This is a genomic window from Mesonia hippocampi, from assembly GCF_014197445.1.
Lineage (GTDB): Bacteria > Bacteroidota > Bacteroidia > Flavobacteriales > Flavobacteriaceae > Mesonia > Mesonia hippocampi.
Genome location: NZ_JACIFO010000011.1, coordinates 14,834 through 29,702, shown reverse-complemented (window position 1 = coordinate 29,702; position 14,869 = coordinate 14,834). Strand labels below are relative to the sequence as shown.

Sequence of the window (14,869 nt, the reverse complement as noted above, 5' to 3'; positions counted from 1 at the left end):
ATTAACGAAGGTCTTTTTTAATTTTATGGGTAAGTTCTTGGATAGAATCATAAAACTCAAAATTACCATTTTTAATATAAGAAATTTTCCCAGTCTCTTCACTTACTACAAGTGCAATAGCATCGGTTTTTTCGCTAATTCCTAGTGCGGCTCTATGGCGAAGTCCAAAACGCAAAGGGATTTTCCTATCGTTAGATACCGGTAAAATTACACGTGTAGCCGTAATGGTATTGTCTTCTATGATCATAGCGCCATCATGTAAGGTAGAATTTTTAAAAAAAACCGCTTCTATAATGGGTTGGTTGATTTCTATTTGCATTTTATCACCTGTGTTTTTTACAAAATCTAGTTTTGTATTTCGTTGAATAACAATAAGGGCTCCAGTGCGTTCTTTTCCCATGTTTTCACAAGCACCAATAACAGCTTCTACATCTGTACGTGTATCTTCATCTTCAATTTTTAAAAACTTAAATTGTCTAAATATGCTGTTTTTAGACCTGAAATTGGTAGAGCCTACCATAAGTAAAAATTTTCTTATTTCTTGCTGAAAAACTACAATAAGCGCAAACATTCCTGCTCCTATAAATTGCCCTAAAATAGTGCTAAGCATCTCCATACGTAGCAATTGTGTAAGCAACCAAACTAGATAGATAACAGCAATACCTATAAAAATATTAATTGCAGCGGTGCCTTTTACCAATTTATAGATATAATAAAGTAAAACGGCAACGAGAACAATATCTAAGATGTCTAGAAAACGTAAGTCTAAAAAATCAAAAGAATCTAACATGAATTTCTTTTTTGTAAATGTAAAAAATTAAAACATAAGTTTCTGGGTAAGTTTTACACATTCTACCGCTTCTTTTACATCATGAACACGTAATATATTAGCCCCGTTTAACAAGGCATAAGTGTTTAAAACACTGGTAGCATTTAAGGCATTATCGGGTGTGGTTTCTAGGGTTTTATAAAGCATAGATTTTCTAGAAATTCCAACCAATATAGGCAATTGAAAATGTTTGAAAATATCTAATTGTTTAAAAAGTTCAAAATTTTGTTCGGTGGTTTTGGCAAACCCAAAACCTGGATCGATGATAATATCGTTAATCCCGGCGTTATAAGCTTCTTGTATTTTTTGCGAAAAATAGTAGTTTATTTCCTGTGTCAAGTTATTGTAGGTGGTTTTTGTTTGCATGGTTTGCGGTGTACCACGCATGTGCATCATAAGGTAAGGTACTTGTAATTTCCCTATGGTAGGAATCATTTTATCGTCAAGATTTCCCGCCGAAATATCGTTGATTATCGCTGCACCAGCAGCAATACTTTCTTGGGCAACTTTTGCCCTAAAGCTATCTACCGAAATTAAAATATCGGGAAAAGTCTCAGCCAGTAATTTTACAATAGGTATAACCCGTTTTATTTCTTCTTCTTCTGTAACAAAACTAGCGTTAGGCTTGCTGCTATAACCGCCTATATCGATAAAATTAGCACCTTCGTTTAGCATTTTTTCTGTACGCAGAAGAATTTCGTCTTGATTTTTATATTTCCCGCCGTCGTAAAATGAATCGGGCGTAAGGTTTAAAATCCCCATTACCTTAGGAACAGAAAAATCTATAAGTTTGCCTTTGCAATTAATAGTCATTTAGTTTAATTTAGAATTTTTAAAAAATTATTTATTAATTAAAAGAAGTTTAAAAACCGATAAAATATAGTCTAAGAAAGCCTAAAATAATTAAATTAGGCAATTTTAAACAGATACTTGAAATAAGTTACGAAATTTACGCAAAATATAATTTTTTATGAAACACACGCTTAAGCAATATGACTCGGTGATAAAAATATGCCGCGATTTATTTAAAAAAAAGATGGAAGATTACGGGAGTGCTTGGCGTGTTTTAAGGCTTCCTTCTTTAACCGATCAAATCTATATTAAAGCACAGCGTATTCGTGGTTTACAAGAAAATGAAGAGCGTAAAATAGACGAAGGAGAAATATCTGAGTTTATAGGAATCATCAATTATTCCATTATGGCTCTTATACAATTGGATAAAGGCGTAGCTAAACAACCAGATTTATTGGTGGCAGAAGCTTTGGAAGTTTATGATAAGCATGTGCTTGTAACCAGAACTTTAATGGAAAATAAAAACCATGACTATGGCGAGGCTTGGAGAGATTTGCGTATAAGCTCGCATACAGATTTGATTATCCAAAAATTACTTCGGGTAAAACAAATTGAAGATAATCTCGGGGAAACTCAAGTTAGTGAAGGAGTAGATGCTAATTATCAGGATATTATAAATTATGCTGTTTTTGCAATGATTTTGTTAGAAGAGAATACACCAGCAGTTTAAGTGAGTTTTTTTAAAGAGCAAAAATCTTAACATATTACAAAGTGTATTTCGGTATAAAATAGTATATTTCCACAACATAAAAAAATAGAATAGAGATGAGGTTACTCGTAAATTTTGCTAGAATTTTTGTAGGTGTATTATTTATTTTTAGCGGTTTTGTAAAGCTAAACGATCCGTTAGGATTTTCTTATAAACTAAACGATTATTTTCAACCCGATGTACTTAACCTAGAATTTTTACAACCTTTTGCATTAGCATTAGCAATTTTTATAGTTGTTTATGAACTTATGTTAGGGGTAACCTTGTTGTTGGGCTATGCAAAGAATTTTACACGTTGGAGTTTGTTGCTCATGATTATATTCTTTACGTTTTTAACCTTCTATTCAGCATATTTTAATAAAGTAACCGATTGTGGCTGCTTTGGAGATGCCATCCCATTAACCCCATGGCAATCGTTTAGTAAAGATGTAATTTTATTGCTTTTAATCGCATTAATCTTTTTTAAGTGGGAATATATTACACCTATTTTTAAACAAACTGCAAAGTGGATTGTTTTTGCCGTGTTTATAGCTTGTTTAGGCTTTGCTTATTATGTATTGATGCACTTGCCTGCAATAGATTTTAGAGCCTATAAAGTTGGGGTGAATATAGAAGAGGGAATGATTCAGCGCAAAGGAGAAGATTTACCATCAATCAACGATTTTGGGTTTTATACCATGGATGATGATTTTACAGACGAAATATTAAACGATAAAAAAGTATTGGTAGTTGTAGCCTATAATCTTTCAAAATCAGAAAATCAAGCTTGGCGAAATATAAATAAAGCCATACAAAAAGCTAAACAACATAACTATCGGGTAGTAGGCTTATCGGCTTCTGGTCCTCAAGAAGTTTCTGCGCTGAAAGAAAAATATGATGTTAATATCAATTTTTATTTTACCGATGAAACAGCCATAAAAACCATTATCCGAGCTAACCCAGGTTTAATGATTTTGCATAAAGGAACGATTATGCAAAAGAAACACTGGAACGATGCTAGCGATCTAGATTTTTAGCAATACCTCTATATAGGTTCTAAGGTTATGCTTAAATATATATTTAAGAAATTTTTCACGGCATTATTCACCCTATTTGGTGTTGTAAGTATTATATTTTTATTATTTACATTGCTCCCTGGCGATCCTGCACAAATGATGCTAGGACAAAACGAGAGTGAGCAACAATTAGCAACCATTAGGGCAAAGTATGGTTTTGATAAGCCAATAACCACGCAGTATTTATATTATATAAATGATTTACTTCCGCTATCAATTCATGCTAATACTGTAGGTAATTACACCTTTTTTGATGAGAAAAAATATAACGGAATAGAACTATTAGATTTAGGGACTTTTATGCTGGCTTTAAAATATCCTTACCTAAGAGAATCTTTTCAGAAAAACGGAAAAAAAGTATCAGCTGTTATTGCCGAGACACTTCCAAATACCATTGTTCTAGCCATAGCAGCAATTAGCATAGCATTGCTTTTAGGAATTTTTTTAGGAATTATTTCTGCATTGTATAAAGATACTTGGATAGATCAAGCCATTCAATTTATTAGCACCTTAGGCATGAGTGTGCCTTCCTTTTTTAGTGCCATATTATTTGCTTGGTTATTTGGTTATGTATTAAATAAATATACACAACTTAACATGACGGGAAGTTTATATCAATTAGACGATTTTGGCGAAGTTTATCAACTACACCTTAAAAATTTAATTTTGCCCGCTATTGTTTTAGGTATTCGTCCGTTAGCTGTAGTAACACAGCTAATGCGAAACTCTTTGTTGGAGGTTTTGCAACAAGATTACATACGTACAGCCAAAGCAAAAGGATTATCCATGCCATTAATTATCCGTAAACACGCGTTAAAGAATGCCTTAAATCCTGTGATTACAGCAACCTCAGGCTGGTTTGCCTCAATGTTGGCCGGAGCTGTTTTTGTAGAATATATTTTTGGGTGGAACGGACTAGGAAAAGAAATAGTAGATGCACTAAATACATTAGATTTGCCAATTATTATGGGAGCTGTGCTTATTATTGCCAGTATGTTTATTTTAATTAATATGTTTGTAGATCTTATTTATATCTGGTTAGACCCAAAAGTAAAAGAAAGTTAGAAACAAAAATTAGACGTTATGAAAAAAGTAACTTTATTAATAATTGGTTTATTACTAATTACAGCAAGTAATGCGCAGGAAGTACCTACGCAATTTTCAGATAAAGCTTTAAACGATACCTTTATCAGTACAGAAGGCGATAAAGTGAAATTTAAGGAAATACTAGCCGAACATCAAGGAAATAAAATCTTGATAGATGTATGGGCATCTTGGTGTAAAGATTGTATTGTAGGAATGCCAAAACTTAGAATGCTACAAGAAAAATTCCCAGAAGTATCTTATGTATTTCTTTCGTTAGATAAAAATAAAGAAAGCTGGAAAAAAGCCTTAGATAAATATAAATTAAAGGGAGATCATTATTATATGAAATCGGGTTGGAAAGGAAAATTCGGAAATTTCCTACAACTCAATTGGATTCCTAGATACCTTTTAATAGGAGAAAAGGGAGAAATTCTTTGGTTTAATGCCATCGAAGCCGATGATCCAAACTTAATAAAAGCATTACAATGAGAAAAAAAATAGTAGCAGGAAACTGGAAAATGAATGTAAACCTGCAGCAAACTCAACAATTACTTACCGATTTGATAGAGGAAGCAAACACTTATCCTTCAGATGTAAAAGTAATTGTAGCACCAAGTTTTACCAATTTACAAACAGCTGTTCAACAACTAGAAAACGTTAATATAGAAGTAGCAGCACAGCACATGTCTGAGCATGAAAAAGGAGCTTACACCGGGGAAGTTTCTGCAGATATGCTAAAAAGTATCGGGCTAAACTATGTAATATTAGGGCATAGTGAACGCCGCCAATACTTTGGAGAAACCAATGCTAAACTAGCACAAAAAGTAAGTATTGCTTTAGCGAATAAACTAACGGTAATTTTTTGTGTAGGCGAAGAATTAGAAAACAGAAAAAACAATACACATTTTGATATCGTAACTCAACAAATTTCCGAAGGGCTTTTTCATCTAAGTCCGGTTGAGTTAGATAAAATAATTATCGCATACGAACCCGTTTGGGCAATAGGGACAGGAGAAACCGCAAGTCCAGAACAAGCGCAAGAAATGCACGCCCATATTAGAAATGTAATAGCCGATAGGTACACTATAGGCGTTGCAGACAGCGTATCTATTCTGTATGGAGGAAGTGTAAAACCTAGTAATGCCGATGAGTTGTTTACCAAACCAGATGTAGATGGTGGGTTGATTGGAGGAGCCGCATTAAAAGCAGACGATTTTTCTGCCATCGTTAATGCACGTAGCGACCAAAAATTACAGCAATATGTAGGGCTAACGTTTACCGTAGCGCCTATTAATCCTGTAAATGAAATTTTAATAGCCGAATTGTCAGAATTAGGTTTTGATACTTTTGTAGAAACAGAAACAGGATTAGAGGCATATATTTTAGAAGAAAATTTTGACCACACAATCCTAGACGATTTGTATGTATTTGAAAACCCAGATTTTGATGTTTCTTATACCGTAGAGCAAATCGCACAAGTAAACTGGAATGAGGAATGGGAAAAAAACTTTAATCCAATTAAAGTCGATGATCAATGCTTAATTCGAGCTCCATTTCATCCAGCAGAAGAAGTTCCTTACGAAATTATTATAGAGCCAAAAATGTCTTTTGGTACAGGTCATCACGCAACAACCTACATGATGTTAAAGCATATTTTAGCAGAAAAATGGGAAGGTAAAAAAGTCTTAGATATGGGTTGTGGTACAGGCGTTCTTGCTATTCTTGCGTATAAAAAAGGAGCAGCAGCCGTAGATGCCATAGATATAGACAATTGGTGTTATGTAAATACCTTAGAAAATATAGCGCGTAATCAGTGTCCAGCCATCAGCGTAAAAGAAGGCGACGCGAGCTTGATAAACGCTACTTACAATGTAATTATAGCCAATATTAATAGAAATATTTTATTACAAGATATGCCTATTTATGCAACGCATTTGGCTGAAAATGGCAGTTTATTTTTAAGTGGTTTTTATGAGGAAGATTTACCTGTTATTAAAGAAAAAGCTGCTTCGTTAGGACTAACTTATCAAACTCATTTAGAGAAAGATAAATGGATAGGGGCGAAGTTTACAAAATAATTAATAATTTTGTAGCCTACTAATTACTATTTATTAAAAAATGCTTTATGCTATGAGTGTTCAAGAGGAAGTTTTAGAAGAAGTGTTTTCTGAAGTAAAAAAAGAAAATCAAATAGTTGTTTTTAACGATGATGTAAATACATTCGACCACGTAATAGAAATGCTAATGTTGGCTTGCGACCATGACCCAATTCAGGCAGAGCAATGTACATTATTAATTCATTACACAGGAAAATGTACTGTAAAAACAGGAGATTATGACGATTTAAAGCCTCGTTGCTCTAAACTGTTAGACGCAGGCCTAAGTGCAGAAATTCAATAAACATTATTTATAAAATAATTTAAAAAGGAATATTTCCAATAAAAAAAGGAAATATTCCTTTTTTTATTGTATACTTGTGTATGGAAAAAACAGAAGCACAACGTTTTAAAGAAATACGAGAAAGCCTAAACTTAACACAAACCGAATTTGCAGCACTTTTAGGAGTAAAATCATCTACCGCAGACCTCGAGAGAGGAAAAACACGTATTACAGGGAAGGTAGTTGCAGAACTAATGCGATTATATCAGATTAATCCTTTATGGCTCTACGGGGAAAGTAAACAACAATATTTACCATTGCCCGAAACCCTTAGTACGCTGCCAAAAGTTATACAGGTAAATCAGGAAGAAGAGGAGCAGATTTTAATGGTAAATCAGCGTGCATCAGCTGGATATCCTCAAAATATTCACGACACAGGTTGGTATGAACAGTTGCCTGCATTTAATTTTCCTTTGCCAGCATTTAAAAATGCAACATATAGAGGGTTTCAGGTAGAAGGCGATAGTATGTTCCCAACTTTTTATTCTGGAGATTGGGTATTAGCTAAAGCAATGAGTAGCCTTAACGAAGCTACCAATCATAAAATTTATGTGGTGGTTACTCACGATACGGTTGTTATTAAGAAATTAAATAAAATAGTTTCCAGAAATTTTATAGAACTTATTTCTTTAAATAAAGAGTATGCCCCGTTTACCTTACCCGTTAGCGAGATTCAGGAATTATGGGAAGTAACAAGTAAATTGACATTTAGTTTAGATGAAAATTCACAAAATAGCATGCTAACGCAATTACAGCATTCTATGGAAGAGCTAAAAGCACAACTTAAAGAAGCAAATAAATTAAAAGCCTAGTGTTTGAGATTAATTTTGGCTTAAAAGGTTTTAAAGGACTTTATTTTAAATAAAAAGGTTACCAAATCTGGTAACCTTTTTTATGCTCAAAACTCAAAAATTTATCACTTATAAAGCTTTAATTTTTTTAAGTTTTGCTTTCCAAGTTTCTAATTGCTCTTGATGTTTTTTTATGTTTTTATGTACATCTCTAACTAACGGATTATTTTCATCTACGTTAGAAAAGAATTGTAAATTGTTTTCGAGCTGGTTGATGTCTGCCTTGGTTTCTGATATTTTTTTACGTAAGAAAAATTCTTCTTTCTCTATTTCTCTAATGTTATCATTTTTATCAAGCGTTTCTAACCTATTTTCATATTTTAGCATTTCAGCTTGCTTACGATCTATATCCAGTTGGTTAAATAAAGTATCTAAGGCTTTATTAAATTTTCCTTCAAGGTAACGTTTATTGTAAGGTAAGCGTCCAATATTTTTCCAAGCTTCTATTTGTTGTTTTATTACTTTTAAATCTTCTTGATGGTCTCCGGTTAGTTTAACATCCTTTATATTGTTTAGCAGTTCTTTTTTATCTTCAAATGCTTTTAGTTCTTCTTTATTTTCTTCATTTCGTGCTTTATGTACTCTGTCAAAGTAATGGTTGCAAGCTTTTTTAAAGCGTTTCCAGATTTTATCGCTATCCTTGCGTGGTACATAACCTATTTTTTTCCAGTCGTTTTGGATTTTTTTCATAACTGGGGTTACGGTTTCAAAATCCTCACTGTCTTTATTTTCTTCGGCAATTAGTATAAGGTCTAACTTTCGTTTAAGGTTTTCTTGCTGTTCTTTCTTTAAATTTTTATAGAAAGCATTTTTATTTCGGTTAAATTTTCTAATCGCTTCTTTGAATTCTGTCCAAATTTCTTGGTTGTTTTTTTGCGGAACTTTACCAGATTTGAAAAAACTTTCACGTAAACTTTCCATTTCCTTTATAAGCTGTTGGGCTTGTGAATGGTTTGTTATTTCGTTGTTAGCAATAGCGTCTATTTTTTCAATAAGTTCTTGTTTTATTGCTAAGTTGTCTTCTCTAGCTTTATCAAGTTCAGAGAAAAAAGCTTGCCTGTTTTCATGGATTTTTTTTGTAGCGGCACTAAATTTTTCCCAGATATCTTCGCGATATTCTTTAGCAACGGGCCCAACTTCTTCTTTCCACATTTTATGTAGCATTTGCAATTCTCGGAAAGCTCTGTTGGTGTCCTTTTCTTCTGCCAATTCTTCAGCACGTGCTATAACTTTAAGCTTTTGGTCCAGGTTGTGTTTAAAGTCGAGGTCTCTAAATTCACGGTCTAAGTGCAAAAAATCATAGAAATGCTCTACGTGGTGGTGGTAAGTACGCCAAATATCGTTGTATTGGTTACGTGGTACGGGACCTGCTTTTTTCCAGCGTTCTTGTAGTTCTTTAAACTGCTGGAAATTACTGTTCATATCTGCGCCAACACCTATCATGCCTTTAAGTTCTTCTATAATACTTAGTCTAACTTTCAGGTTTTCGTTGAGGTTTTGTTTTAATTGCTCGTAGTAATTGTTTCTTTTTTCTTTATAGTCGAAATAAATCGTATCGAATTTCTTTTTGATAGGGCTATAGTAATGGAAATCAATAATATTTCCGCCTTCTTCTAGGAAATCTTCTTTTTTTTGTTCAAACTCCTCTTCATATTTAGCATCAAACTCGGCTTTGATTTCTACTATATGTTCTCTAATTGCTGGAATTTTGTTTGTTTTTACAAGGTCAGAAAGTTCTTTTATCAGTTCGTTCATGGTGAGCGAGTGGTAATCTTTCATCTCTATTTCATGGCGTAGGTTTGCTTCTTCATCTTCGCTGTCTTCCGCAAGTGCTTCGTCTACTTCTTGTTGTGCATTTTTTTCTGTTGTAGGTGTGCTAGAGATATCCTCGGTGTCTGTTAAGGTATTTTCGCTAATATTTCCTTCGTTGCTTAGAGGCTCTTGATTGCTTTCATCTTTATTGTTTGTTGCATTTTCTGCTGTTTGATCGATGAAGTTTTCTTGTTTTTGAGCTTCTTCCGGTGTGCTATTGTTTTCCTTGTCAGACATATTTTTCAATGTTTAAGTTCGTATTAATTCTGGTTTAAAGATAGTAAGACCGTAACTTGTCTGCAAATAATTTAAAAAAAAGGAGGGCTTTTTTTAAGAATTCCAGATTTTCCATGCTTTTTCGGCTTGTAGTTCTAACATTTTTAATCCATTTATGGTTTTACATCCTTGCTTTTTTCCTTGTTTTAAAAAGGTTGTAAGAGGTGGATTGTATACTAAATCGTACAATAGGTGTTGAGAATTTAGGTGTTGGTATGGGATGTTAGGCGAAGTTTCTATGTTAGGAAAAGTACCTAAAGGTGTACAGTTGATAATTAGGTTGTGAGCTTGGATAATTAGTGGACTGAGTTCTGTATAGCTAAGGTTGGTACTGGTGTTTTTTCTGGAAACAAAGGTATAAGCTATTCCGAGTGTTTTTAGTACATAAGCAATAGCTTTAGAGGCTCCTCCTGTACCTAAAATAAGGGCTTTTTCATGATGCTTTTCGAGCAAAGGGGTTAAGGAGTTTTTAAACCCAAAGGCATCGGTGTTATGCCCTATAAGTTTGTTGTTTTTAAGAGTAATGGTGTTTACGGCACCTATTGTTTTGGCTTCGGGGCTTAACGCATCTAGGTACGGAATAATTTCTTCTTTGTATGGAATTGTAACATTAAGTCCTTTTAGGTGGTTTTTTTTAAAAACAGCAGGAAATTCCGATAAATCTTTAAGGTCGAAGTTCTTATAAGAAGCATTTATGTTTTCTGTTTCAAATTTATGTTTAAAATAAGCCCTAGAAAATGAATACTCGATATTTTTGCCAATAAGCCCGAAATTAGATTTTTGCATTTTTATTTGTTCTAAAACGTTCTAAACCAATTACGATAAAAATACCTATAATGATAAATAGGCTAACCATCCAGGTAGTTAAATGATCTATTTGAGGGATATACCTGTCGTAATTGTCTATAATTAAATTTCCATTAGCATCCAGAAGAAAGCTTCCGTCGGCTTCTGTTTTATAAATTTTTTCTTTCCATGGCCAAACCACGCCTAATGAGCCTGTAATAAATCCAATAATAATTGCGTAAGTAATGTTTTTATAGTGTTTTAAAACATAAGCTAATAAGTGCGATAAACTTACCAAACCTACTGCAGAACCTAGCGTAAAAGAGCCTAAAACTTGTAGCAAGCGGATGCGTTTTGGGGTAAAATCCCAATTGCCTTGTGCAACATCTGCTAAAGTATCGTAAAGTGCATTTACAGAATCTACCAAAAGCAATACATAATTGCCAAGTAACATAAGGATAAATGAGCCTGATAAACCTGGGAGCGTCATGCCGGATACACCAATAATTCCGCAGAAAAACACAAACCAAAGGTTATCATTTTCTTTAGCTGGTTCTAGTAGGCTTATACCAACACCAACAACAATTCCTATAACGATAAAGAGTAGGTTGGAGGTAGATTTTAAATTAAAATCTTTAGCGATATAAAAAATAGAGCCTATAATCATCCCAAAGAAGCATCCCCAAACATAAAGCTCGTAATGTACAATAAGGTAATCTAGTAGCTTAGAAATACTAAAATAGCTAATTAACATTCCTAAAATTAATAAACTAAGAAATTTACCGTTGATATACCGATAAAAATTAGCCCATCTGCCATTAACGAGTAATAAAAATGCTTTGGAATTTATTTTCTGAAGAGAATAGATAAACTCTTCGTAAAAACCAGCAACAAAAGCTACCACACCTCCCGAAACGCCAGGAACTTTATTAGCAGCGCCCATTCCTAAGCCTTTAAGAATAAGTATGATTTTATCTTTTAAACTTCTAGTGGGGTGCATTTTTATGTTTATTTCCGAAATGTTCTAATAAATATATGGTTAAAAAGCCTAAAACAGCAAAAAGTATTGCCGCAAAAAGGTGAGCTTCGGTTTGTATGTTTGCCTCTGTAAATGTGTTGGGGAGTACGCTTTTTTCGAGCACAATTTTATAATTGTCAAAGTTCCCTATTTTTTGCTGATACACATTTAAAGTACCTAAGGATGAAACTTCTGAAAAATCAATAATCCTACCTGTATCTTGCTCCATAACCAAGGCAGTTGTTTTCCAAGGCCAAACCTTATTTAGTGAGCCAAAAATAAATCCTGTGAGTATTGCTAGGGTTGTATTGTGGTAGTGTTTAAAAAACCATTTTAAAACTCTACTAAAACTAAGCAAACCAATAAGTGCGCCTAACGCAAAAAGGGCTATTTTTTTAAAGTCCCAATCATGTATGGCATCGCTTAAGCTTTTATAAGCACCTAAAATTACCAATATAAACGAACCAGAAATACCAGGGAGAATCATGGCGCAAATGGCAATGGCTCCTGCTAAAACAAGAAAAAGAGCGTTGTTGTTGCTGCCTAAGGCAGGTAATGTTGTGATATAAAATGCAAGAACAGCTCCTATAAGCAGAAATAAATAAGTGCTAAACCGCCATTTGGTAATTTGTTTGGCAACTAAAAAGATACTAGCAATAATAAGCCCAAAGAAAAACGACCAGATATAAATAGGGTGATGTTCTAAAAGGTATTTTGCAATACGCATAAAAGTAATAAAGCTTATAATAATTCCGCTAAGTAATGCGAGGATAAAGTTTCCATTAAGCTCATGCCAAAAGCTTTTAAAGCCTTTAGTAAAAAGCGTTTTAAATAAGTTTAGGTTTACATTACTTATGGTTTCAATAAGTTCTTCATAAATTCCCGCAATAAAAGCAATTGTACCTCCAGAAACACCTGGTACGGCATCTGCTGCGCCCATTGCCATTCCTTTTATTCCGATAAGGAAATAATCTTTAAGATTACGCATAGAAATAATTTTGTTTAACTTTTTTGTGATTTTAAGGGTTCAGGAACGTAGCGTAAAAACCACATTTTATCCCCTTCGGGACGATCCCAAGTATGGAAAAGTTCAAACCCATATCGTTGATAAACAATCATGTTTTTTCTAATACGTGTTTCTGCGTAAAGTGGGATGTTGTACATATCGGCACGGCGTAAAAATTCGTCGCGCATTTCATGAGCAACTTTACTTTCGTTACCACGCGTAGATTTATCTACTCCCCAAAACCAACAGTATAAGTATTCGCCTTCGTCTGGGCGTAAGCTTTTTATGTAGTTTTGATTTTTTAAAATTTTTAGGGCGTTTTTAATACCTGTTACATGGTAAACAAGTTTTAAGTCATTTATCATTTCCGACCAAAAGTTTTTCTTTTTCTTACTTGTTTTAAACAGAATGGCAATTCCAGTATCATCGCCCGCTGTTACTAGTGCATCTTCTGCTATTGCTTTATTTACCATTTGTTTTGCTAAATACTCAAAGCGTTTTTCTCGGCCTTTTCCTTTTTTTACAATGTCTTGTGCCGAAGGGGTCTCGGTAAGTATTTTAGCAACACGATTTATTATTATTTTTTTATTCAAGAATTTAATTTTTTAAAGATTTAGCGAAGATAAAAAACTCCGTTAAAAGCTTAAAGCTAATTTTTTCTTTAAGCAAATTTTAAGTCTTAATGAATTCTAAAGATAAAGCTTTTCTTCAAAATATTTAAGATATATTTGCCCAAAAAAATAAGGTGCAATTATCGGCATATACAAAAGAGTTTAAACAGAATTTGCAAATTGCTTTTCCTATTATGTTAGGGCAGTTAGGGCATGTAATGGTTGGTTTTGCCGACAATAGTATGGTGGGGAGGCTAGGAGCAGCTCCTTTGGCTGCAGTATCTTTAGGAAATAGCCTTATTTTTATAGCTTTATCTATAGGAATAGGTTTTAGTTTTGCAATTACCCCACTGGTTGCAGAAGCAGATGGGGTAAAAGATACCAACCGTGGGAGGTCTGTGTTTCAGCATGGGTTAATAATGTGTACGGTAAACGGAGTTCTTCTCTTTTTGCTAATTTTATTAGCTAAACCTATTTTATATCATTTAGACCAACCAAAGGAGGTGGTCGATTTGTCGCTGCCTTATATAGATATTGTAGCGTTTTCCCTTCTTCCTTTAATGATTTTTCAGGCATTTAAACAGTTTGGCGATGGGCTTTCGCAAACAAAATATGCCATGTACGCTACTTTGGTTGCTAATGTAGTAAACGTACTTTTTAATTATTTGCTAATTTATGGCGTATGGATTTTTCCTCGCTTAGAATTAGAAGGTGCAGCTATAGGAACGCTTATTTCTAGGTTTTTTATGCTAGGAATGATTTATTACATTTTGCGTAGGCAAAAGAAATTTGCACCGTTTTTTACCAAACTACAACGCCCATTAGATAGAAAAGTATTTAAACAATTGTTTTCGCTAGGGTTTCCTACGGCGTTACAAATGTTTTTTGAAGTAGCTATTTTTACAGCTTCTGTATTTCTAGCAGGAACCTTAGGGACTAACGCTCAAGCAGCAAACCAGGTGGCACTTAATTTAGCATCGATGACGTTTATGGTAGCGGTAGGAATAGGGGTAACATCAACCATACGTGTAGGAAACCAGAAAGGACTTAAAAACTTTAAGGAACTCCGTAGGATTGCGCTTTCTACATTTTTATTAGTATTTGTGATAGAAGCTGTTTTTGCTGTTGGCTTTATTCTTTTAAAAGATTTTCTCCCTACCTTATATATCGATGATAATACTATTGTAATTAGCGTTGCGGCTCAATTGCTTATTATTGCAGCATTATTCCAATTAAGCGACGGGATGCAGGTGGTTATTTTAGGAGCTCTACGTGGTTTACAAGATGTAAAAACCCCTACGTTAATTTGTTTTATAGCGTATTGGGTGGTAGGTTTTCCTATTTCTTTCTATTTAGGAAAAGAAGATATGTACGGAAGCATGGGAATATGGTACGGACTATTAGCCGGATTAAGTGTATCGGCAATTCTACTTTATTTTAGGTTTAATTACCTAAGTAAGAAACTTATTAGCGATGGCAGTATAAAAGGTTTAGTTTAAATAACTTTGCAGATACTTAACTATTAAAAACATTAAACTT

Annotated in this window: 15 protein-coding genes; 8 read left to right on the top strand and 7 right to left on the bottom strand. The window is 33.7% G+C overall.

What is annotated here, in order from left to right:
* Position 1 precedes the first annotated feature (1 nt).
* Together cdaA and folP are read right to left on the bottom strand one after the other, a co-directional pair.
* A complete protein-coding gene (gene cdaA / locus GGR32_RS10740; RefSeq protein ID WP_183478204.1) occupies positions 2–790 on the bottom strand; it encodes a diadenylate cyclase CdaA in 789 nt (262 codons plus the stop codon).
* A gap of 27 nt (positions 791–817) precedes the next feature.
* Complete coding sequence (gene folP, locus GGR32_RS10735) at positions 818–1,642, bottom strand: dihydropteroate synthase (protein WP_183478203.1); 825 nt, start codon at positions 1,640–1,642, stop codon at positions 818–820.
* A 157-nt stretch (positions 1,643–1,799) separates the two neighbouring features.
* On the opposite strand from folP, the gene GGR32_RS10730 reads away from it, so the two are divergent.
* The 7 genes from GGR32_RS10730 to GGR32_RS10695 all read left to right on the top strand — a co-directional run bounded on the left by GGR32_RS10730 (position 1,800) and on the right by GGR32_RS10695 (position 7,782).
* A complete protein-coding gene (locus tag GGR32_RS10730) occupies positions 1,800–2,351 on the top strand; it encodes a DUF1599 domain-containing protein (RefSeq protein ID WP_183478202.1) in 552 nt (183 codons plus the stop codon).
* A gap of 95 nt (positions 2,352–2,446) precedes the next feature.
* Positions 2,447–3,406, top strand: coding sequence for a BT_3928 family protein (locus GGR32_RS10725; protein ID WP_183478201.1), 960 nt, complete (start codon positions 2,447–2,449; stop codon positions 3,404–3,406).
* A 27-nt stretch (positions 3,407–3,433) separates the two neighbouring features.
* Positions 3,434–4,510, top strand: coding sequence for an ABC transporter permease (locus GGR32_RS10720; RefSeq protein WP_183478200.1), 1,077 nt, complete (start codon positions 3,434–3,436; stop codon positions 4,508–4,510).
* A gap of 18 nt (positions 4,511–4,528) precedes the next feature.
* Positions 4,529–5,020, top strand: coding sequence for a TlpA family protein disulfide reductase (locus tag GGR32_RS10715; protein ID WP_183478199.1), 492 nt, complete (start codon positions 4,529–4,531; stop codon positions 5,018–5,020).
* Entirely contained in the window at positions 5,017–6,609 is a 1,593-nt protein-coding gene (gene prmA, locus GGR32_RS12105; protein ID WP_343066442.1) for a 50S ribosomal protein L11 methyltransferase, read from the top strand. The genes GGR32_RS10715 and prmA overlap by 4 nt, the downstream gene beginning before the upstream one ends.
* 52 nt (positions 6,610–6,661) lie before the next feature.
* Complete coding sequence (locus GGR32_RS10700) at positions 6,662–6,931, top strand: ATP-dependent Clp protease adaptor ClpS (RefSeq protein WP_183478198.1); 270 nt, start codon at positions 6,662–6,664, stop codon at positions 6,929–6,931.
* Between the two features lie 80 nt (positions 6,932–7,011).
* Positions 7,012–7,782, top strand: coding sequence for a LexA family transcriptional regulator (locus GGR32_RS10695; RefSeq protein WP_183478197.1), 771 nt, complete (start codon positions 7,012–7,014; stop codon positions 7,780–7,782).
* Between the two features lie 108 nt (positions 7,783–7,890).
* On the opposite strand, the gene GGR32_RS10690 is transcribed toward GGR32_RS10695, so the two are convergent.
* The 5 genes from GGR32_RS10690 to GGR32_RS10670 all read right to left on the bottom strand — a co-directional run bounded on the left by GGR32_RS10690 (position 7,891) and on the right by GGR32_RS10670 (position 13,312).
* On the bottom strand, positions 7,891–9,870 hold the full coding sequence (locus GGR32_RS10690) for a DUF349 domain-containing protein (RefSeq protein ID WP_183478196.1): 1,980 nt from the start codon (positions 9,868–9,870) through the stop codon (positions 7,891–7,893).
* 93 nt (positions 9,871–9,963) lie between these two features.
* Positions 9,964–10,695, bottom strand: coding sequence for a shikimate dehydrogenase family protein (locus GGR32_RS10685; protein WP_183478195.1), 732 nt, complete (start codon positions 10,693–10,695; stop codon positions 9,964–9,966).
* Positions 10,682–11,695, bottom strand: a complete 1,014-nt coding sequence (locus GGR32_RS10680; protein WP_183478194.1) for a DUF368 domain-containing protein — start codon at positions 11,693–11,695, stop codon at positions 10,682–10,684. Before GGR32_RS10680 ends, GGR32_RS10685 begins: the two co-directional genes overlap by 14 nt.
* Positions 11,682–12,701, bottom strand: a complete 1,020-nt coding sequence (locus GGR32_RS10675; protein ID WP_183478193.1) for a DUF368 domain-containing protein — start codon at positions 12,699–12,701, stop codon at positions 11,682–11,684. The genes GGR32_RS10680 and GGR32_RS10675 overlap by 14 nt, the downstream gene beginning before the upstream one ends.
* Positions 12,702–12,715: 14 nt before the next feature.
* Positions 12,716–13,312, bottom strand: coding sequence for a hypothetical protein (locus GGR32_RS10670; RefSeq protein WP_183478192.1), 597 nt, complete (start codon positions 13,310–13,312; stop codon positions 12,716–12,718).
* A gap of 152 nt (positions 13,313–13,464) precedes the next feature.
* Here GGR32_RS10670 and GGR32_RS10665 point away from each other — a divergent pair, with 152 nt between their 5' ends.
* Positions 13,465–14,829, top strand: coding sequence for an MATE family efflux transporter (locus tag GGR32_RS10665; protein WP_183478191.1), 1,365 nt, complete (start codon positions 13,465–13,467; stop codon positions 14,827–14,829).
* The last annotated feature ends 40 nt before the right edge of the window (positions 14,830–14,869 follow it).